The sequence below is a fragment of the Streptomyces spectabilis genome, assembly GCF_008704795.1.
Lineage (GTDB): Bacteria > Actinomycetota > Actinomycetes > Streptomycetales > Streptomycetaceae > Streptomyces > Streptomyces spectabilis.
Genome location: NZ_CP023690.1, coordinates 5341234 through 5362435, shown reverse-complemented (window position 1 = coordinate 5362435; position 21202 = coordinate 5341234). Strand labels below are relative to the sequence as shown.

Here is a 21202-nt window from a genome sequence, read left to right as displayed (position 1 = left end):
CGGGGCCCCCTGCCTAGGAGTCGCCGCCTTCGTCGATCAGGCGGCGGACCTCTCGGTCGACCAGGCCGAGGCGGGCCTCCGCCACGAGGGGGACCGCGCGGCGCTGGCGGCGGGCCTCGTGCAGGTCGATGTCGACCGTGACCAGGCCCGCCTCCCACTTGGGCGCCTGCGCCACCACCGTGCCGCGCGGGTCCACGACCCGCGAACCGCCCCAGAACGTGGCCCCGTTCTCGTTCCCGACGCGGTTCACGAACACCACCCAGCACTGGAGCATGCGGGCCGTGTACGACAGCAGGGTGTCCCAGTACAGGCCCGTGTCCATCGCCTCCGGGTCGAGGCTCGCCGCGCTGTTCGTGGGGATGACGATGACCTCCGCGCCGTCCTGCACCGCGAGCCACGGAAGCACCGGCTGCCAGGCATCGTTGCAGATCAGCGTGGCCGCGCGGCCGTGCTCGCCGGGCAGGTCGTAGGCGCGCAGGTGCTGGCCGGGGCTGACGTGCTTGCGCTCCTCCCAGGCGAGGTAGTTCGGCAGGTACAGCTTGCGGTGCGCGTGCCGCAGGGCGCCCGCCGCGTAGTACCCCGCCGTGTTGTACGCGCGCAGGCTGGTGTGCTCGTGCAGGCCGATCAGGACGTCCGGGCCGAGCAGGGACAGGTCGAGCAGGCGCGGGTCGTCGGCCGCAAGCGAGGTGTCCCGCCTCAGGGCGCCCAGGTGGTAGCCGTGCAGGCTCAGCTCGGGGAACACCACCAGGTCGGCGGACTGGGCCCGCGCCTGGGCCACGCACTCGCGGGCGACCTCCAGGTTCTCGTCCACCTCGCCGAGTGCGCAGTCGGTCTGAGCCAGGGCGACGCGCATGGGACCGAGCGTGGCAGGGGTGGATGGAGGCGGCATGCGGGGTGGGCCATGCGGGGTCCTGCCCGCGGCCGCGGGGCGTTGTCAGTGGGCGGTGCGATCGTCGGGGCATGAACGCGGAACGGTGGGTGATCGGCGCGGACGAGGACGGGGGTGTCCTGGTCGGGCCGGTGGGCGACGACGGACGGCTCGTCGGGCCCGCCGTGCGGGAGGCCGACGTCGTCGAGGCGGTGCGGCGCAGGGCCGGGGTCGGCCGGTGGGTGTGGCGCTCCACCGCCGACGTCTATCCCCGGCTGCTCGCGGCGGGCGTCCGCGTCGAGCGGTGCTATGACGTGGAGGCCGCCGAGGCCCTGCTGCTCGCGTACGAGGGACGGCTCGGCGAGCCGCGTTCGGCGGCGGCCGCCTGGGCGCGCGGCAGGCGAAGACCCGTGCCCCCGGACCCCGCGCCCCGTGCCGCGGTGCCCGGCGCGCAGGACTCGCTGTTCGAGCCGACCGCGGCGGCCCCACTGCCCTTCGACGCCCTCGTGGAGGTGTACGCGAAGCAGCTCGAGCGGCATGAGGCGACCGCGCACCCGGGGCGGATGCGGCTGCTCACCGCCGCCGAGTCGGCGGGCATGCTCGTGGCCGCCGAGATGAACGGGGCGGGACTCCCGTGGCGCGCGGACGTCCACCGCGACGTCCTCACCGAACTGCTCGGCGAGCGGTACGGCGGCGCCGGCGAGCCCCGGCGCCTGGCCGAGCTGGCCGACGAGGTGTCCGCGGCGTTCGGGCACCGGGTGCGCCCGGATCTGCCCGCCGACGTGGTCAAGGCGTTCGCGCGGGCGGGCGTCAGGGTCCGCTCGACCCGGCGCTGGGAGCTGGAGGAGATCGACCACCCCGCCGTGCGCCCGCTCCTGGAGTACAAGTCGCTGTACCGCGTGTGGACCGCGCACGGCTGGTCCTGGCTCCAGGACTGGGTGCGCGACGGCCGCTTCCGGCCCGAGTACACCCCGGGCGGCACCGTCACCGGCCGCTGGACCACCAACGGCGGCGGCGCCCTGCAGATCCCCAAGGTGATCCGCCGCGCGGTGGTCGCCGACCCGGGCTGGCGGCTCGTCGTCGCCGACGCGGACCAGATGGAGCCGCGCGTCCTGGCCGCCATCTCGCGCGACCGGGGCCTGATGGACGTCGCGGGCAGCCCCGAGGACCTGTACACGCGCCTGTCGGACCGCGCGTTCTCCGGCGACCGCGAGCACGCCAAACTGGCGCTGCTCGGCGCGGTCTACGGCCAGACCTCCGGCGACGGCCTGAAGAACCTGGCGGCGCTGCGCCGCCGCTTCCCGCAGGCCGTCGCGTACGTCGACGACGCGGCGCGCGCGGGCGAGGAGGGCCGGCTCGTGCGGACCTGGCTCGGCCGGACCAGCCCGCCCGCCGCGGGCTCCGGCGAGGACGCCCTCGGCGAGGCGGGCCTGCCGCAGGAGGACGCCGCCGAGCCCGAGGACGCCCCGCGCGAGGACGCGTTCACCCCCGGGTACGCCTCGACCAACGCCCGCGCGCGCGGGCGCTTCACCCGGAACTTCGTGGTGCAGGGCAGCGCCGCCGAGTGGGCCCTGCTCATGCTGGCCGCGCTGCGGCGGGCGACCGCCCACCTCCGCGCCGAACTGGTCTTCTTCCAGCACGACGAGGTGATCGTGCACTGCCCGGCCGAGGAGGCACAGGAGGTCGCGGCGGCGGTGCGCGAGGCCGGGGACCTGGCGGGGCGGATCGCCTTCGGCGAGACCCCGGTGCGCTTTCCGTTCACCACTCGGGTCGTACGGTGCTATGCCGATGCCAAGTGAGGTGTGCGGCGCGCCTCGGACCTGGCCTTCTTCGCGCTGCGCGCTCGTCCTCAGACGCCGGACGGGCTCGATTCCCCACCGGTGAGTGCGATCAGTTCCGTCACCACTTTCGGGCTCACCCCGTCCAGGGACTCCAGGGCGGTGAGGGCCGACCGCCACTGATCGTGGGCCTCTTGGGTGCGGCCCTCGGCGTGCAGGAGCAGGCCGTGCTGGTGGCGGGCCAGGCCGGTCATGTGGGTGTCGCCGCGGTGCGCGGCGCGCTCCAGGAGGAGGGCGCAGGCGCGGTCCGCCTCGGCGGTGCGGCCGAGGGCCCGCAGGGCGCGGACCAGGCCGAGGCGGGTGTGGGACTCGCCGTGCCAGTCCTCGTACTCGCCGTGGACGCGCAGGCTGACCTCGAAGTGGCCGAGGGCGGCGGCCGGTTCGCCGAGGGTGAGCCGGGCGTAGCCGATGTTGCAGTGCGCGGACTGGCGGACGACGGCGTGGCCGATGCGCTCGCCGATGGCGAGGCTGCGCTCGTGGTGGACGATGGCGAGGCGGGCGTCGCTGTGCTCGTAGAGGTTGCCGAGGTGGCTGAAGGTGATGGCCTCGCTGAGCGGGTCGTCCAGGGAGCGGGCGAGTTCCAGGGCCCGGGTCAGGGCGTCCACGGCCTCCGCGCGGCGGCCGAGGCCGTCGAGCAGCAGGCCCCGGTGGTTCAGGCCGCGGCGTACGCAGGAGACGTGGCCGATGGAGTGCCACAGGGCGAGCGCCTCGTCGTTCAGGGTCAGGGCCTCGCCCGCGCGGCCCGTCAGGAAGCGGTGGCCCGCGAGGTCGGTGAGCGCCTGGGCCGTCACGGCCGGGTCGCCGTGCAGCCGCGCGGTGTCCACGGCGAGCGCGGCGAGCGTGCCCAACTCGGTGAGGCGGCCACGGCGTTGCAGATAGGGGAAGAGGTAGCGGACCAGGGCGGGGACGAGCCCGGAGGCGTCACCGGGGTACCGCTCGGCAAGCGCGACGACGGTGTCCAGCTCCTCGTCGGCCCAGGCGAACGCGGCATCGAGCGACCCGAAGGGACCGGCCCCTTCGAGCCCGTCGCCGGAGGGGCCGTTGCCCGAGGGGCCGTCGGACGCGGGGACGCCGGTCCCGGAAACGCCGGTCCCGGAAACGCCGGTCCCGGAAACGCCGGTCCCGGAAACGCCGGACGCAGGAACCGCGGGCGCGGGCACGCCAGGCCCGGGGACACCGGACGCAGGCCCGCCAGGCGCAGGAACGTCGGACGCAGGAACCGCGGGCGCAGGGACACCAGGCGCGGGCACGGGGGACGCAGGAACCGCGGGCTCGGGAACACCAAGCGCGGGCACACCGGACGCAGGGACGGTGGGCGCGGGCACGGCGGGCGCGGGCACGCCAGGCGCGGGAACACCAGACGCGGGCACGCCGGACGCAGCGACACCAGGCGCACTCACGCCGGACGCAGGCACGCCAGGCGCAGGCACGCCAGGCGCGGGCACGGCAGACGCGGGCACGGCAGACGCAGGCCCGCCAGGTGCAGGCACGGCGGACGCAGGAACCGCGGGCGCAGGGACACCAGACGCGGGCACGGCGGGGGCAGGCCCGCCAGGCGCAGGCACGCCAGACGCAGGCACGGCAGACGCAGGCACGCCAGGCGCAGGCACGGTCAGGCGGTCGGTGCGGTCCTGGCCCTCCGGGGTGATCGCGAGGAGCGCGGCGCGGGCCGTGTCGCCGTACCAGCGCAGCGCCGTCTCGCCGACGGTCACGGCGTCCTCCCCGACGGGTTTCCGGTGGGCGCGGGCGAAGTCCCGTACGAGGTCGTGCGGGGCGTAGCGGCCGTACGCCGTCTCTTCGAGGAGGGCGACGTCGACTAGGCGGTCCAGGGCGGCCTGGGCGCGGCAGCGCGGCGCGGGCAGCAGCCGGGCGAGCAGCGGCGCGCCGTACGCGGGCAGGTCGAGCGCGCCGATGACGCCGAGGGCGCGGGCGGCGTCCCGGTCGCTCTCGCGCTCCGACGTGCGCAGCGCCTCCAGGGCGACGTCGAGGGAGCGCCGCACGCTCAAGTCGTCGTACTCCAGGTGCCGCAGGCGGCCCTCGCAGTCCGTGAGGAGGCCCGCGAGGGCGTCCGGGGTGAGCGCGCGGCGGGCGGCGAGCCGGGCCGCGACGATGCGCAGCGCGAGCGGGAGGCGGCCCGTGAGCCGCACCAGGGCGTGCCCCGCGCCGAGGTCGTCACGGCCCGAGGCGGCGCGCAGGAGCGCCGTACTGGCGTCGGCGGACAGCGGCGGCAGCGGGAAGCGGGCGGCGCCGTCGAGCGCGGCGAGCGGGGACCGGCTGGTCACGAGCGTGCCGCAGCCGGGCCCGCCGGGCAGCAGCGGCCGCACCTGCGCGGCGCTCGCGGCCCCGTCGAGGACGAGCAGCGTGCGGGTGGGGGCGAGCAGCGACCTCAGCAACGCGGCTGCCGCGTCCGGGTCTTGGGGCGCGTGCCGGGCCTCGGCGCCGAGGTCGCGCAGGAGCGCGGCGAGGGCCTGCCCCGGCGTGAGCGGGGCGACGCCAGGAGTCGCGCCGTGCAGGTTGACGTAGAGCTGGCCGTCGGGGAAGCGCTCCCTGAGGCCGTGCGCGACGTGCAGCGCGAGCGCGCTCTTGCCCACGCCCGCCATGCCCGAGATGACGACCACGGGCGGTGCGCCTTCGCTCCCTGCCGTGAGCCGTTCGCGCAGCTCACGGGCCACTTCCTCGCGGCCCGTGAAGTGTGAGGGCGCGGGCGGGAGCTGGGCGGGCCGGGGCGCGCGGCCCGGTGGCGAGGTGGTGGGGCGGCCGCCGGCGAGGACGACGCGGCTCGCCCGGACGGCGTCGGCGGCGCGGGGCCCGGGGCCGTTGAGGATCTCCCGGTGGGCCGCGCGCACGCCGTCGCCCGGCTCGACGCCGAGCTCCTCGACGAGCCTGCGGCGGAGTTCGCGGTGCACGGCCAGGGCCTCCGCCTGACGGCCGGTGCGGTGCAGGAGGAGCATCAGCTGGCGGTGGAACGACTCGCGGAGCGGATGCTCGGTGACGAGCGAGGTCAACTCCGGTACGAGGGCGGAGAGTTCGGGCCCCTGTCCGGGGGCGCGCTCCAGGGCCGCGTCGTAGCGCCACTGGAGGACGAGCAGCCGGGCCTCCTCCAGGCGCTGGACCAGGGCGTCACCGGCGGTGGTGGTGGCCAGGCCGGAGAGCGGGCTGCCGCGCCACAGGCGGAGGGCGGCGACGGCGGAGCGTTCGGCGGCGTCCCAGTCGCGGGCGGCGTGGGCGGCGCGGGCCCCGGCGGCGTGCCGCTCGAAGACGCGGACGTCGAGTTCGCCGTCGGCCACGCGCAGCCGGTAGCCCGGCGGTACGGCGTGCAGCCGGGCGGGGTCGTCGAGGAGGCGGCGCAGGCGGGTGACGTGGTTCTGGAGCGAGGCGCGGGCGGAGGCGGGCGGCCGCGCGCCCCACAGCGCCTCCTTGAGCGCGTCGGCGGAGACCACGCGGCCGGGTTCCAGGAGCAGCGCGGTCAGCAGGGCGCGGGCCTTGGGGCTGCGGAGCGGGCGGGGCTCGCCGTCGGCGTCGTACAGGGCGGGCACGCCGAGGAGCCCGAACCGCAGCTCGCCTGCCATGCGTGCCCTACTCCCCCAGTGCCCGCAGCCCCCGTTGGCTGTCGCGGCCACGCCAAAACGGGGGCCGTTGGGGCCATGTTAGCCATCTGTTGGCGCGGCCTGATCTGATCCCTGCATCGGACCTGGCCCCGCCGGTGCATGCGCTTGGCGCGTGGCTCGGGGGAGTGTCGCCGCCGCGGCCGGGTCCGCCCAAACCAAGGCCGCCCCTGGCCTCTCCACGCCGGGGGCCGCGCCCCCGCCCCTCCCCTCCGGAGTGTGGGCCCCTTCGAACACCGCGCTGACGCGCTTGTCCTCGAACGCCGGACGGGCTGAAAACGGCACGTCACGTGATGGGGAGGTGGAGGGTGAAGGTGGTGCCCCGGCCCGGGGCGCTTTCGGCGGTGACCGTGCCGCCGTGTGCCTGCACGAGGTTGCGCACGATCGCGAGCCCGAGCCCGCTCCCGCCCGTGGCCCGCGTACGCGACTTGTCCGCACGCCAGAACCGGTCGAACACGTGCGGAAGGTCCGCCGCGGCGATCCCGGTCCCCGTGTCGGCGACCTCGATGGCCACCCGCCCCGAGTCGACACGGGAGGTGACCGTGACGCTGCCCCCGGCGGGCGTGTGCCGTACCGCGTTGGAGACGAGGTTCCCGATGGCCTGCCGCAGCCGCAGCGGGTCGGCGGTCAGCCACGGCTCGCCCTCCGCGCGGGCGCGGAGCCGTACGCCCGCCGCGTCCGCCCGCGCCTGGTGCGCGGCCACGACCTGCTCGGCGAGGTCGGCGGCGCACGCGGGCTCCCGGTGCAGCCGCAGCGTCCCGGCGTCGGCGGCGGCGAGGTCCTGGAGGTCGTTCACGATGTGCTGGAGGAGCAGCGCCTCCTCCAGGAGCGAGGTGACGAGCTCGGGATCGGTGGCGACGACGCCGTCCTCGGCGGCCTCCAGCCACCCCCGGATGTTCGACAGCGGCGTACGCAGCTCGTGCGCGACGTCGCTGACCATGGCCTTGCGCTGCTCCTCCAGTGCCTTGCGGTGCGCCGCCATGTCGTTGAAGGCGGCCGCGAGCTGGCTGATCTCGCCCGCCGAGCGCGCGGGCACCGGCTCGGTGGCCTCACCGGTCTTCATGCGCTGCGTGGCCGTGGTGAGCGCCCGCAGCGGCCGCGTGAGGCGGGTCGCGGCGAAGGCCGTGACGGCGACGGTCAGGGCGAGCACGGCCGCGGCGAGCCCGACGAGCTTCGCGGTGTTGGCGCCGGAGAGCCGGAAGCCGCTCTCGGAGGGGCGGCTGCCGTCCGGGCTCGTGATGAACAGCAGCGCGGGCGAGGAGACGTACGGGCCGAGCTGCTCGCGGCGCGCGCTGTCCACGCAGTTGGCGGCGAGCGCCGCGACGGGGTCGGCGGCCGCGGCGGAGCCCGTGACGGACGGCGCAGGGGACGGCACCACGCCGCCGGACGCGGCCTCCTCGGAGGGCTTCTTGCTCGGCGGCGGCCCGGCGACCGCGTACAGCCACGGGGCACCGCCGCGCGACATGGTCAGGCCCAGCTTCACGGGCTTGGTGCCCTTGCGGCGCATGCACGCGTCGGCCAGCTCGCTGATCTTGTCGAGCGCCTTGCGCTCGGTCTTCGTCGGCTCGTTCAGGGCGATGGCCCCGCACCGGTAGTCGACGACCTCGTCGCTGTCACCCACCGTCTCCAAGTACGTGCGTCCGCTCGGCCCCTCCACGCTCTTGGCCGACACGCCGGTGTCCTGGGCGCAGCCGACGAGCTTCTCCGCCATCGCCCGCAGTCGCGCCCGCTCCTCGGGGGGCAGCCGGAACGGCCCCACGGCACGCGGATCGATGCGGTCCACGGCACCGGTGCCGGTGCCGGTACCGCTGCCGCCGGCCGCGCCGGTGCCAAGGCGCGTACCGGCGCCGACGCCGACCGCCGTGTCGTCGTCGCGCCCCGCGGCGAGCGTCGAGTCCACGGCCAGCGGGTCGACCACCGCCGACGCCCGCGCGGGCAGCCGGGAGCCGGGCACCGCGCCGTGCTCGCCCGCCGCCGAGTCGGCGATGACCTTGCGGTCCTGGGTGGTCAGGGCGATGCGCCGCCCGGTCTCCGCGGAGAGCTCGCGCACCGTGCGGTCGGCGCCGCGCCAGTTGGGGGCGCCCGCGGCGAGGCCGAGGAGGCGGTCGTAGATCCGCGCGTCGTCGGCGAGCACCTGCCCCTGCTCCTGCCGGATGGCCCCGGACGTGGTCTGCGCGGCGAGCCAGGCGGTGGCGGCGATGGACAGCACGGACACGAGGACGGACACCGCGAGCAGCCGGGTGAGGAGGCTCTTGCGCACGGGGATGCGGCTGCGGACCGGGGCGCCGCCGGGCGGGCCGTCGCCGGGCGAACCGCCGCCGTGCGGACCGCCGCCTCGCGGACCGTCGCCTCGCCGCCCCGCCTTACGCCCCACGACGGCCCGCCGTCTCCCCCGCGGCCGGGCCCCGCCTCCGGGCCGCCGGCAGGGCGGAGGGCGCCGCGCCCGGACCCTGGTACGCGACCAGCTTGTAGCCCACCCCGAAGACCGTGACGAGCCGCTGCGGCGTGCGCGGATTCTCCTCGATCTTCTTGCGCAGGTTCAGGACGTGCACGTCCACGGTGCGGACCGATATGTACCCCGACGAGCCGTGGATCCGGTCGAGCAGCTGCGGGCGCGTGAACACCCGCTCCGGCTCCGCCGCCATCGCCGCGAGCAGCTCGAACTCGCCCGGGGTGCACTCCACCCGCTGCCCGTCCACGGTCACCTCGTGCCGCAGCGCGTCCACGACGAGGCCACCCGCGCGCAGCACCTGCGCGTCCCCCTCGGGCGGCGGCCGGTGCGCGGCCCCGCTGGCCCGGCGCAGCAGCGTGCGGACGCGGGCCATCAGCTCGCGGGGGCTGTACGGCTTGGTGAGGTAGTCGTCGGCGCCGAGATCGAGGCCGAGCAGCAGGTCGTCCTCGGTGGAACGGGCGGTGAGCATGAGGATGGGCAGCGTGCCGGTGCCGCGCCCGGTCCCCGGTGCCCCGGGCGCCGGGTCCGACCGCAGCACGCGGGTCACGCCGAGCCCGTCGATCTCCGGCATCATCACGTCGAGGATCAGCAGGTCGGGGTCGTGAAGGCGGACCCGCTCCAGCGCGGTGCGCCCGTCGTGGGCGACGCCGACGGTGTGCCCCTCGCGCTCCAGATAGCGGCGGATGAGGTCGGCCTGCTTCTCGTCGTCCTCCGCGACCAGGACAAATGCGCACATGCGCCGAGCATAGGCGGCGGCCGTCCGATCCCGGTCGGCGCGTCGGCGCCCTGACAGGATCCTCATAACCGGCGGCTGCCCGGCCCGCACCTCTCAGCCGTGCGGTACGACGACGACCTGGACCTCGTCCTCGTAGATCACCCGCCCGGGATCGGCGGACCGCACCTCCCGGCATGGCACGCCGTGCGCGGCGAGGAGCTCCAGATGGCCGGGGACCCGCTCGATGAGGTGGGTGGCGGTGCTCTTGAACCAGGAGACGGCGCCGGGGTACCGCTCCGGGTCGTAGAAGGCCGCGTCGGGCGTCGGGTACGCGGCGTCGAACCAGTCGTTGCCCGCCCGCCAGAAGCGCTGCTGCGCCGCGGTCAGCCGCCCGGCCCTGGCGAGCCCGTTGGCGAGGGCGAACACACCGGGGAAGTGGCCGCGTTCGTGGCGCTGCGGCGATTCGAAGCGTACGTACGTCACGGACGGCGCGGACGTCACGGGCGGCGCGGACGTCACGTGCGGCGCGGCGGAGTCCGTCGCCGCGGGCACGGAATTCGCCGTCGTACCCGCTGAATTCGCCACCACCGGCTCAGAGTTCATCGCCGCATCCTCGCATCGCCGCGAGCGCGGCCCGCGCGGCGGCCGTCCAGTGCGGGGCCCCGGCGCGTTCGGCGACGGCGAGGGCGGCGCGGTAGTGGGCGGCTGCGGGACGGCCCAGGGCCACGGCCAGGTCCCCGAGCTCCTGGGCGACGGGCCCGAGCGCGACGAGGCCGCTGCCCGCGCCCGCCAGCTCGTCCTCGGCGGGCAGCAACCGGCGGTACGCGTCCGCCGCGGCCGCCCTGTCCCCGGAGCGCGCGGCGGCGCGGGCGCGCAGGCACAGCCGCAGGTCGAGGAGCTGCCCCGCGTCGGGCACGTCGGCGTCGGCCGCCGCACCCAGGCACGCCAGGGCGAGGCGCAGCAGCCCCTCCTCGGACATCCCGCTCATCCCGCTGCCGCGCAGCCGCCCGGCGGCGCTCCGGTACGCGGCCTCCGCCTCCTCCGCGCGCCCGGCGACGGCGGTGCGCAGGGCGGCGTACCAGGACGTGAACACGCCCACGAGCGGCAGCCCGTACCGCTCGGCCAGCCGGTCCGCGGCGGCCGCGGCGGCGTCGGCGCGGGCGAAGTCGGCGCGGGCGGCGTGGGCCTGGATCAGCGTGAGGTGGCCGAGGACCTCGAAGCCGACGAGCCCGTGGCGGGCGGAGAGCACGACCAGCTCCGCGCCGACGCGGGCCCGCTCGGGGGCGAGCCCGGGGCGGTGGAAGGTGTGCAGGAAGCGGCCGTTGAGGGCGTACGCGAGCAACGCGGCGTCCTGGTCCGGGTGTTCGCCCCCGGCGGCCAGGCCCCGCGCGAGCGCCTCCGCCTGCCGGGCCGCCTCGGCGCCCGCGCCCGTGGTGTCCCCGCGCGTCTCCATGGCGACGCTGCTCAGGAGGCGGCAGCGGGTGGCCCGGCGCTCCCGCGTCCCGTCGTCGGGCAGCGCGCCGAGGGCCCGCCGGGCCGCGGCCACGACGCGCCGGGACAGCTCCTCGTCGTCGTTGCGGGCCCAGATGCCGGGCACGTCGAAGGCGCCGACGACACGGGCGGTGAGGTCCGGGTCGCCCGCGGCCTCGGCGACGGCGAGCGCCTCGGCCCGGTACCGCCGGGCCTCGGCGAGACCGCCGGTGACGGCGAGGGCGCGGCCGAGGCCCATGAGCAGGGTGAGGCGTTCGGCGGGGTCCCGGTCCGCCGCGTCGCGGTCGTACGCGTCGAGGGCCGCGCCCCACAGCCGCCGGGCCCGGTGCGGCGCCCCCGAGGCCTCGGCCCGGCGCGCGGCGCGGCTCGCGTGGGTGACGGCGCGGGCAGCCGTCGCGCGCGTGGCCGCGCTGACGTAGTGGTGGGCGAGGGCGTCGACGACTGCGTCCTGGGGGCGCAGCCGCTCCAGGGTCTCGGCGACCGCCGTGTGCAGGCGGGCGCGGCGCGGCCGCGACAGGTCGTCGTACACCGTCTCGTGGACCAGCGCGTGCGCGAACCGCACCTGTTCGGCGGCGGGCCCCTCCGCCGCGGGCGGCACGAGGAACCCGGCCGCGGTCGCCGCCTCCACCGCGTCCAGGACGGCCTCCTCGTCCCCGGCGAGCGCGCACAGCACGTCCAGGTCCGCCTCCGCCCCGACGACGGCGGCGAGCCGCAGCACCGTGCGCGCCTCATGCCCGAGGGCGCCGAGGCGGGCGCGGACGAGGTCCCGCACGCCGACGGGGACGCGGGACAGGGCCGCGGCGCCTTCCGCGGCGTACAGACGGGCGAGTTCGCGCACGAAGAAGGGGTTGCCGCCGCTGCGGCGGCGCACGGCGCGGGCGGTCGCGGCGTCGACGTCCCGCCCGGAGACGGCCGCCACCAGGTCCCGTACGGGGCCTTCGGCGAGCCCGGCCACGCGCACCCGCACCGGCTCGGCCCGCGCCGCCCGCCCCAGGAACGCGGCGAGGCCGGGCGGGACTTCGGTGTCGCGGTACGTGCCCACGACGAGCACGGGCGCCGCGGGCGGCACCGCCGCGAGCCCGGCGAGCAGGTCCAGGGACTCCTCGTCGGCCCAGTGCAGATCGTCGAGTACGAGCAGCAGGGGGCGCCGGTCGCGCGCGGCGAGCGAGGCGAGGCGCTCGCCCACCCACCGGCGCCGCCGCAGCCGCAGCGCGGCGGGGTCACCCGGACCGGCGCTCAACTCCCCTACGGGCAGGCCGAGTTCCCCCAGGGCCTCCACCCAGGGCCACCCGGCAGGGACGGCCCCGCCGTCCGGCGCCCGGCCCCAGGCAGTCGTCCAGCCCACCGCGCCGAGGCGCCCCGCGAGCTCACGGGCCAGCGCGGTCTTGCCCGCGCCCGCCTCCCCGGAGAGCAGAGCGAGGGTGAACCGGCCCTCCCGCACAGCGGCATGCGCGGCCCCTTCGAGAGCACCGACCTCGACACCCCGCCCGAACAGAACGACGGCGTTCCGCGCGGAGGGGGCGGTTGCGGCTTGAGGGGCGGGGACGGCCGCGTCCCCCACGACGGGAACAGCCGCGTCTCGTACGACGGGGGCCGCCGTGTCCCGCGGGGCGGAGGCCGTCACGTCCCGCACAGCGGAGGCCGCCGCATCACGCCGCACGACGGGGGCGACCGTGTCCCGCACGGCGGGAGCGGCCTTGTCCCCTACGACGGGAACAGCCGCGCCCCCCACGCCGGAGGCGGTCGCTTCCCCCACGGCAGGGACAGCCGCGTCCCCCACGCCGGAGGCGACCGAGTCCCGCCCAGCGGAAGCCGCCACGTCCCGTGCGGCGGAAGCCGCCGCAGGCACCCTCTGAGTCAGGATCTCCGTCTCCAGGCGGCGCAGCCCCTCGCCCGGGTCCACGCCGAGGTCGCCCGCCAGCGTCTCGCGTGCCCGGCGCAGCGCGGCGAGGGCGTCGCCCTGGCGGCCCGCCCGGTACAGGGCCAGGGCGAGGAGGCCCCACGCCTCCTCGCGCCAGGGGTGGGCCGCGGTGTGGGACTCCAGATCGAGGGCCGCCTCCGCGGCCCGGCCGAGGGCCAGGGCGAGGCGGGCGCGGCGCTCCACGGCCAGCAGCCGCAGGCCGTCCAGGCGTGCCACCTCCGCGCGGGCCCAGTCGGTGTCGGCCCACTCGGCGTAGGCCGGGCCCCGCCACAGGCCGAGCGCCTCGTCCAGGGCGGCGAGCGCGGCCCCGGTCACCGGGCCGCCGCCGTCGAGGAGCAGGCCCGCCTCCCGCACGGCCCTCTCGAACCGCCAGGCGTCCACCGCGTCCGGCGCGGCGAGGAGCGCGTAGCCGGGCCCCGCCGTCACCAGGAGACGGGCGGGCGCCCGCCGGGCCCGGCCGGGTTCGAGGGCCTTGCGCAGGGCCCCCACGAACGTGCGGATGGTGCCGACGGCGGTCGGCGGCGGCTCGTCCCACAGGTCGTCGACCAGCCAGCTCACGGGCACCGTCCGGCGCCGGGCGACGATCAGCCGGGCCAGCACCGCGCGGTGCCGCGGACCCTTCAGGTCGAGGTCGCGCCCCTGCCCGTCGCGGGCGCCGAGCGGCCCGAGCACCCGGAACGCCACCGGCACGGATCCCGCCCCTGACGTCGCCCCTTCCTCCTCCGGCACCCCTTCAACGTACCCGTAGGGACCCGGCCGCTCAGCGCACGCTGATCCACCGCTGATTCGCGCCCCGCACGCTGGCCGCATGAACCCCAGCACCCACGGCGGCGCGCCCGCCGCACCCCGCATCGAAGGCTTCACCCACCACCGCGTCCCCGTCGCCGACGGCGTCCGGCTGAGCGCGGCCGTCGGCGGCGACCCGTCCGGTACGCCCGTCGTCCTCCTGCACGGCTTCCCGCAGACCGGCCTCATGTGGCGGCACGTGGCTGCCGCCCTCGCGGCCGACCACACCGTCATCGTCCCGGACCTGCGCGGCTACGGCGCCAGCGACAAACCGGCCGAGGCCGCCGACGGACAGACGTACGCGAAGCGGACCATGGCGGCGGACGTCGTGGCCCTGGCCCGCGCGCTCGGGCACGAGCGGTTCGCGCTCGCGGGCCACGACCGGGGCGCCCTCGTGGCGATCCGGGCGGGGCTCGACCACCCCGACGCGGTCACGCACCTCGCGTCCCTCGACGTCCTCCCGACGCTCGACATGTGGGACGTGCTGCGCGGCACGGGCGCGGCCGTCGGCTTCCACCTGTACTTGATGGCGCAGCCGCCCGGCCTGCCGGAGCGGATGATCGCGGCGGACCCGGACGGGTTCTTCGGGCACTTCCTGGACCTGTGGGCCAAGGACCCGGGCGCGATCCCGGCCGACGTACGGGCCGCGTACCTGACGGCGTGCCGGGAGGCCGTCCCCTCCATCGTGGCCGACTTCCGGGCGTCGTCCTTCGCGGACGTGGAGCACGACGCGGCCGACCGCGCCGCCGGGCGGCGGCTGCGGATGCCGGTGACGGTCCTCCAGCAGGACTGGGGCACGGCCCTCGGCTTCGACGCGGTGGGCCTGTGGCGCGCGTGGGCGCCGGACCTCGTCCACCGGACGGTGCCCTGCGGCCACTTCATGGCGGAGGAGTCCCCGGCCACGGTCACGGAGGCGATCCGCGCGCTGCTCCTGCGCTGACCGAGGCGTACGGCCCGTGGCGTACGACCCGACGGGCCGGCCCGCGCCCCGAAGAGGGGAGTTTTTACCACCGACTCCGGGCCGCCCCGCCTTCGATAATGACCGCCATGACCCGCATAGGCCCCACCGGCTTCCGCCGCTCCCTCACCCTCTGGCGCCTGTCGCTGCGCGCCTTCTGCCTGTCGCCGTGGCTCGGCGTCGTGTACGCCGCGCTCACCACCCGGCTCGGTCCGCGGCTGCTCCCCGGCGCGGTGCGCGCCACCCGCGCGCTCGCCGACCGGCAGCGCGCGCTGGCCCTGGAGTGGTCGGGCGTCGACGTCCCCGTCGCCTACCCGCCGGCCGAGACCGCCGGTGACCTGCGCGCCCAGCTGCTGGACCGGGACAGCCAGGTCCGCAGGGACTGGCGCTGGGTCGCCGTCGACCCGTACGTCGGCGGGATGCTGGCCTTCGTGCCGACGCTGTTCCTGCTCAGCGGGGTGTGGGGCCTGTCCACCGCCGTGTTCGGACCGCGGCTCTCGGACGACTGGGGCAGCCTCTGGTACCTCTTCATCCCCGTCTACGACACGGCGTCGGCGGGCCTCGCGGGCGTGCTCGCCGCGCTCGCCTTCCCCCTGGCCCTGTTCTGGGCGGGCCCGTACGTCGTGCGGCGGCACGCCCGCTATCTGCGCGTGATGCTCGCGCCGGACGAGGCCGCACTGCTCGCGGCCCGCGTCGAGCACCTGCGGACGACCCGCTCCGACGCCACCGACACCCGGTTCGCCGAGATCCGCCGCATCGAGCGCGACCTCCACGACGGCGCGCAGGCCCGCCTGGTCGCGATGGGCATGACCCTCGACGCCGCCGAGCACCTCCTGGAGTCCGACCCCGACGCCGTGCGCGACCTGCTCGTGGAGGCGCGGCAGTCCTCGACGGCCGCCCTCAAGGAGCTGCGCGACCTGGTCAAGGGCATCCATCCGCCGGTGCTCGCCGACCGCGGCCTGGCCGATGCCGTACGCTCCCTGGCGATGATCAGCCCGCTGCGGACCGAGGTGGTGGCCGACCTGGAGGCCCGCCCCGAACCCCCGGTCGAGTCGGCCGTCTACTTCGCCGTCTCCGAGCTGCTCGCCAACGCCGCCAAGCACTCCGGGGCCGGGCGCGGCTGGATCGACCTGCGGCACGAGGACGGCTCCCTGCGGGTCACCGTCACCGACGACGGCCACGGCGGCGCGGATGCCGCCCGCGGCACCGGGCTGCGCGGCATCGAGCGCCGCCTCGCCCACTTCGACGGCGTCCTCGCCGTCAGCAGCCCCGTCGGCGGCCCCACCCTGATGACCCTGGAGGTCCCGTGCGCGTTGTCCTCGCCGAAGACCACTTCCTGCTGAGGGACGGCGTCACCCGCCTCCTCGGCGCCTTCGGCCACGAGGTCGTCGCCGCCGTCGACAACGGCCCCGACCTGCTCGGCGCGCTCACCGGCCTGCGGCCCGACGTGGCGGTGGTGGACGTCCGCCTGCCGCCCACGTTCTCCGACGAGGGCCTGCGGGCCGCGGTCGCCGCCCGCACCGAGGTCCCGGGCCTGCCGGTGCTGCTCCTGTCCCAGTACGTGGAGCCCCTGTACGCCCACGAGTTGCTGACGACGGGCTCGGAAGCCGTCGGCTACGTCCTGAAGGAACGGGTCTCCAACGGCGCCGAGTTCATCGCGACGATCGAGCGCGTCGCGGACGGCGGCACGGCCATGGACCCCGAGGTCGTCGCCAAGCTCGTCACGGGCAGGTCCCGCGACGAGCCCTTCGCCGCCCTCACCCCCCGCGAGCGCGAGGTCCTTCAGTGCCTGGCCCAGGGCCTCTCCAACGCGGGCTCGGCGGAGGCCCTCTTCATCACGGAGAAGGCCGTCGCCAAGCACATCGGCAACATCTTCACCAAGCTGGACCTCCCCCCGTCGGAAACGGCCAACCGCCGGGTCCTGGCCGTCCTGGCGTACTTGGACCGCTGACACCGGGCCCTCTCCGGGCGCACCCCCTCTGGTTGCGGGGTCAATAACGTCCGAAACCATGCCGTATCGGGATCACGGCCCGCGCTTCTAGGCTGACCCGCGCACCCTCCCCGACGTTTCAGCCCGACGCACCAGGAGGCCGACGTGGCAGCGTTATCCGAGGGCATCTACCTCATCAAGAACGAGGCGAGCGGGTTGTACGCGACCGTGCAGCCCGGGGCCGGGGCGAAGCAGAGCGCCAAGGTCGTACTGGAGGAGCTGCACGGCGACGGCGCCGCACGGCACGGCCAGCTGTGGCACGTGCGGCCGCACAGCGCGCGCGAGGGCGCGTGGACGCTGCGCAACGTGCACAGCACGTACTTGATGGACGTCATGGCGGGCCGCGGCCGCGCGGGCGCGGCGGTCCAGCAGTGCGCGGCGGAGACGCGCGACGACCTGCTGGCCTCGCAGCTGTGGCGCCCGCAGCAGGTCAGCGAGGACGTGTACACGCTGACGAACGGCTACAGCGACAAGGCGCTCGCCGTGAAGGCCGAGCGCCGCGAGGCGAACGCGGTCCTGGAGCAGGCGGAGCCGCGGCCCAGCGAGGACCGCGGCACCCAGGCGTGGCGCCTGGAGCGGCTGCCCGCGCGCGGCGAGCCGAAGGGCTTCGACGCGCTGACCGCGTCGGTCGTCTCCGGCCACGGCGGCGCCATCGCCGCCACCCTCAGCGGTCTCACGGGCCTCGCCAAGGGCGTCCTGGACGCGGGCGGCGGCGTCTTCGAGACGATGGCGAAGGTGGTGACCGACCCCAAGGCCCCCTATCTGCGGTTCGACGGCTTCCGCGGGGACGAGTTCATCCGCTTCTCCCAGCGCCACGGCATCGAGGCGGGCCCGAAGAAGATCAGCGAGCAGTTCACCCGGCCGCCCCGGGGCTTCCGCACCGACTACGAGGACGTCCTGACCGCGCGCCGGGGCAGCGGCCACACCCACGCCGCCCTCATCCGCGACGAACTCCTGGAGTTCTCCGAGCGGTCGGCGAGCGACACGCCCCGGATCCTGCCGCGGGAGCTGCGCGAGCGGCTGCCGGTGAAGGCGGCCACCGTGGCCGACGCCAAGGGCGAGACGGTGGCGTTCTTCACCGGCGAGGCGATCGTCGTCACCGACGGCTCCCTGCGCCCCACCGGTGAACTCCGCCTGCCGCACGCGCCGGACGCCTTCCGGACGGACCTCGACACGGCCACCGCCGTCTCCGTCGACGACGAGATGCACTTCTTCCTCGTCAAGGGCGAGGAGTTCGTCATCGTGAGCGAGGGCAAACTCGTCCAGGGCCCGGCCAAGCTGACCGACGCCTACTCCTTCCTCACCGGGGTGTGGATGTAGGACCCGCGAGGGGGGCGCGCGCCGAGCACGTGCGCGTGCGGGGCGCGCCCCCCGTCCGGGGCAGGTCGAGCGCTGACCGCGCGGGCCTACACCTCCTGCGGAGCGACCGTGGGCAGCGGCAGCGGCGGCGACATCGGGTACGCCGAGGGCGCGCCGCCCGCGTGGCGGGACTTCGGCAGCCACAGCGAGAGCAGCGCGCTGACCCGGTCGAAGACGGGCTCCGCGCGCAGCGCGGCGGGCAGCAGTGGGCCGAGCCAGGAGGGGCCGGCCAGCTCGTCGGCCGCGGCGGCGATCGTGTGCAGGCCGATCAGGCGGTGCTCGGGCTGGTGCAGGAGCCAGGCGCCGCCCAGGCCCCGGCTCTCGGCCTCGTCCCGCACGCGCGCCCAGGCGCGGTCGAGCGCGGCCTCGGCGTCACCCTCGTACCGCAGCCGCTCGAAGCGGCTGACGTGGTGCGTGTCGAGCGGCGCGAAGTTGTGGGCGCCCGCGACCCGCCACACGTACCGCTCCACGTCCAGGAAGAACGGACGGCTCCAGAACTTCACGCCCGGCTCGAACTCCAGCTCCTGGCTGGTGAACCGCTCGTAGTCGAGCACGTCGGCCCACGTCTCGAAGAGGTAGCGGCCACCGGTGTGGTGGCGCCCGCCCAGCGGGTCGAACCGGCTCGGCATGTACTTCGCGTACATGCCGGGACGCGCGTCCATCACGCGCCGCTCCACCTCCTGCTTGTCGACGATCTCCTGCAGCCCGACGCCGTCCGCGAGCGGGAAGTCCGAGGTGAACGCGGCCTCCATGGAGAGGGGGCCGACGTCGTAGCCCTTGATCGGGCCGGGTCCGTACGCGTGCTTGGTCATGGCGCTCCTTCAGGCAGGGGTACGCGGCGGCCGGCGCGGGTCGCGCCGTCGCCGTACGACAGGACCGTATGCCGAACACCGGCCAAACTCCAAACAGTGTTCAATCTTTGTCCGCCGTACCATGGTGCTCATGACCAGCCCGAAGGAAGGCGCCAGCAGACGCGCGCGCCACCGTGCCCAGACCACCGCCGAGATCAAGGCCACCGCGCTGAAACACCTGGTGGAGGGCGGTACCGACGCCGTCGCACTGCGGGGGATCGCCCGGGACATGGGCATGGCGCCCGGCACCTTCTACAGCTACTTCGACACCCGCGAGGCCCTCCTCGCGGCGCTGGCCGCCGACGCGTACCGCGCGCTCGCCGCGCATCTGCGCACGGCCCGCGAGGGCGCGCGGGAGCCCGCCGGGCGCGCCCTCGCGCACGGGCTCGCCTACCGCGCGTGGGCCCTCGCCCACCCGCAGGAGTTCCGGCTGCTCTTCAGCGGCCGCAGCCCGCACGCGCAGACACGGGACAGCACCGAGGCCGAGTACGAACTGTGCCTGGGCATCGTGGAGATCGCGACGACCGAGGGCGCGGCCGACACCGCGTCCCCCTACTCCTGGGGGGACTTCGACCCGGCCTTCACGGAGGTGGCGCGCGCCGCCTTCCCGGCCCTCACCCCCGCGGTGCTCGCCCGCTCCCTGCGCCTGTGGGGCCGACTGCACGGCCTGGTCACCCTGGAGATCGACGGCCTGCTCCGCCCCCAGATCACGGACCCGGAACGCCTGTACCGCGACGAACTCGCGGACATCACCGCGTGGTTGAACGGATCCGGCCTATGACCTCAGCTGCGGTTGATACGAACCTCGCGCCGCAGCACCTTCCCGGCCTCCGACCGGGGCACCTCCGCCCGCACCTCGATCACCCGCGGCACCTTGAACCCCGCGAGCGCGCCCCGGCAGTGCGCGACGAGCCGCTCCACGAGCCCGTCGGACGCGTCCACACCCGCCTCGGGGCGCACGACGGCCCCGACGCGCTGCCCCCACTCCTCGTCCGGCACGCCCACGACGGCCGCGTCGGCGACCTCGGGGTGCGCGAGCAGCACGGCCTCGACCTCGGCCGGGTACACGTTCACGCCCCCGGAGACGATGAGGTCGGTGCGCCGGTCGCGCAGATAGAGCCAGCCGTCGGCGTCCAGGTATCCGTGGTCGCCCGCCGTGAAGTACCCCTCCCGCATGGACCGCCGGGTCTTGTCCGGGTCCTGGTGGTACGCGAACGGAACCACCGGCCGGAAGTAGACGCCGCCCGTCTCCCCCGCGGGCAGCGGCCGCCCGTCCTCGTCGAGGACGCGGATGCCGACGTCGGCCATCGGAAGGCCGACCGTGCCGGGCCTGGCCAGCCAGCCCGCGCTGTCCACAGCGGTCACCCCGCCCTCCGTGGCCGCGTAGAACTCGTACAGCACGGGACCGAACCAGTCGATAGCGCGCCGCTTCACGTCCTCGGGGCAGGGCGCGGCCCCGTGCACGACGGCGCGCAGGCTCGACGTGTCGTACCGCTCGCGGACCTCGGCGGGCAGCCGCAGCAGCCGGTGCAGGACGGTGGGCACGGTGAACAGGAAGTCGACGGCGTGCTGGTCGACGAGGCGCAGCCAGTCCTCGGTGCGCGGACGCTCCGCGAGAACGACGGTGTGGCCGAGCTGGAGCGCCATGTTCGCGAACAGGCCCGGCGCCGCGTGGTACAGCGGCGCCGCGCACAGCTGCGTGAACGGCCCGGGGCCGACGCCGCACCGCGCCATGAAGTCCAGCTCGTACGGGCTCGGCCCGGGCAGCGCCGACGACAACTGCCTGCGGACGGCCTTGGGCCGCCCCGTCGTACCGGAGGTGTAGAGCATCACGCCACCCGCGCGCCGCTCGGCCGGAGGCGTGGCGGGCTCGGCGGCGAGCAGCTCCTCGTACGCCACCCAGCCCGGCGCCGATCCTCCCCACACGACCCGCCGCTCACGCGGCACCCCCGCCGCGTCGAGCGCGGCCCCGGCGACACCGACCAACTCGACGTCCACCACCACGACCCGAGCCCCACTGTCCACCACCACATGCTCGACCTCGGGCGCGGTGAAGTGATGGCTGAACGGCGTGAAGTACAGCCCCGACTGCCCGGTGGCAAGCCGCAGTTCGAAGAAGGCCCGCCCATTGGGCAGCATCGCGGCGACACACTCCCCCGGCCGCACCCCGAGCCGCGCGAGCGCCCGGCTGAGCCGATGCACCCGCCGCTCCAGCTCCCCGTACGTCATCACCCCGCCATCGGCCTCCACCAACGCGACCCGCTCCGGCCACGCCGCGGCCACACCCCCGAACCCGACGACCGCCCCCTCCACCCGCCCCACCCCTCTCCTTGGTCGGCGCATCGTAGGCAGACCCCGGCCACCCCCG

General features: G+C 76.0%; 14 protein-coding genes. 6 read left to right on the top strand and 8 right to left on the bottom strand.

What is annotated here, in order from left to right:
* Positions 1–13 precede the first annotated feature (13 nt).
* Positions 14–853, bottom strand: coding sequence for a nitrilase-related carbon-nitrogen hydrolase (locus CP982_RS23440; RefSeq protein ID WP_150512324.1), 840 nt, complete (start codon positions 851–853; stop codon positions 14–16).
* A gap of 107 nt (positions 854–960) precedes the next feature.
* On the opposite strand from CP982_RS23440, the gene CP982_RS23435 reads away from it, so the two are divergent.
* Positions 961–2667, top strand: a complete 1707-nt coding sequence (locus tag CP982_RS23435) for a bifunctional 3'-5' exonuclease/DNA polymerase (RefSeq protein WP_150512323.1) — start codon at positions 961–963, stop codon at positions 2665–2667.
* A 50-nt stretch (positions 2668–2717) separates the two neighbouring features.
* Here the strand turns inward: CP982_RS23435 and CP982_RS42600 are convergent, their stop codons facing one another.
* From CP982_RS42600 to CP982_RS23410, 5 genes are all read right to left on the bottom strand, one after another.
* Complete coding sequence (locus tag CP982_RS42600) at positions 2718–6275, bottom strand: AfsR/SARP family transcriptional regulator (protein ID WP_229878967.1); 3558 nt, start codon at positions 6273–6275, stop codon at positions 2718–2720.
* Between the two features lie 322 nt (positions 6276–6597).
* Complete coding sequence (locus CP982_RS23425) at positions 6598–8577, bottom strand: sensor histidine kinase (RefSeq protein WP_150515660.1); 1980 nt, start codon at positions 8575–8577, stop codon at positions 6598–6600.
* 97 nt (positions 8578–8674) lie between these two features.
* Positions 8675–9499, bottom strand: a complete 825-nt coding sequence (locus CP982_RS23420) for a response regulator transcription factor (RefSeq protein ID WP_150512322.1) — start codon at positions 9497–9499, stop codon at positions 8675–8677.
* A 93-nt stretch (positions 9500–9592) separates the two neighbouring features.
* On the bottom strand, positions 9593–9979 hold the full coding sequence (locus CP982_RS23415) for a hypothetical protein (protein WP_150515659.1): 387 nt from the start codon (positions 9977–9979) through the stop codon (positions 9593–9595).
* A 91-nt stretch (positions 9980–10070) separates the two neighbouring features.
* Positions 10071–13619, bottom strand: a complete 3549-nt coding sequence (locus tag CP982_RS23410) for an ATP-binding protein (RefSeq protein ID WP_212669198.1) — start codon at positions 13617–13619, stop codon at positions 10071–10073.
* Positions 13620–13698: 79 nt separating this feature from the next.
* Here CP982_RS23410 and CP982_RS23405 point away from each other — a divergent pair, with 79 nt between their 5' ends.
* The 4 genes from CP982_RS23405 to CP982_RS23390 all read left to right on the top strand — a co-directional run bounded on the left by CP982_RS23405 (position 13699) and on the right by CP982_RS23390 (position 17944).
* Entirely contained in the window at positions 13699–14616 is a 918-nt protein-coding gene (locus tag CP982_RS23405; protein WP_150512320.1) for an alpha/beta fold hydrolase, read from the top strand.
* 107 nt (positions 14617–14723) lie between these two features.
* The gene (locus CP982_RS23400; RefSeq protein ID WP_229878966.1) at positions 14724–15977 is read left to right on the top strand and encodes a sensor histidine kinase; all 1254 of its coding nucleotides are present in this window, start codon (positions 14724–14726) and stop codon (positions 15975–15977) included.
* Positions 15941–16585 (top strand): LuxR C-terminal-related transcriptional regulator, encoded by a 645-nt coding sequence (locus CP982_RS23395; RefSeq protein WP_150512318.1) that lies wholly within the window; start codon positions 15941–15943, stop codon positions 16583–16585. Before CP982_RS23400 ends, CP982_RS23395 begins: the two co-directional genes overlap by 37 nt.
* 144 nt (positions 16586–16729) lie before the next feature.
* Entirely contained in the window at positions 16730–17944 is a 1215-nt protein-coding gene (locus CP982_RS23390) for an RICIN domain-containing protein (protein WP_150512317.1), read from the top strand.
* An 86-nt stretch (positions 17945–18030) separates the two neighbouring features.
* On the opposite strand, the gene CP982_RS23385 is transcribed toward CP982_RS23390, so the two are convergent.
* The gene (locus CP982_RS23385) at positions 18031–18795 is read right to left on the bottom strand and encodes a hypothetical protein (RefSeq protein WP_150512316.1); all 765 of its coding nucleotides are present in this window, start codon (positions 18793–18795) and stop codon (positions 18031–18033) included.
* Positions 18796–18925: 130 nt separating this feature from the next.
* Here CP982_RS23385 and CP982_RS23380 point away from each other — a divergent pair, with 130 nt between their 5' ends.
* The gene (locus CP982_RS23380; protein ID WP_170316478.1) at positions 18926–19615 is read left to right on the top strand and encodes a TetR/AcrR family transcriptional regulator; all 690 of its coding nucleotides are present in this window, start codon (positions 18926–18928) and stop codon (positions 19613–19615) included.
* Between the two features lie 2 nt (positions 19616–19617).
* Here CP982_RS23380 and CP982_RS23375 read toward each other — a convergent pair whose 3' ends face one another.
* Entirely contained in the window at positions 19618–21156 is a 1539-nt protein-coding gene (locus CP982_RS23375) for an AMP-binding protein (protein WP_229878965.1), read from the bottom strand.
* Between the last annotated feature and the right edge of the window lie 46 nt (positions 21157–21202).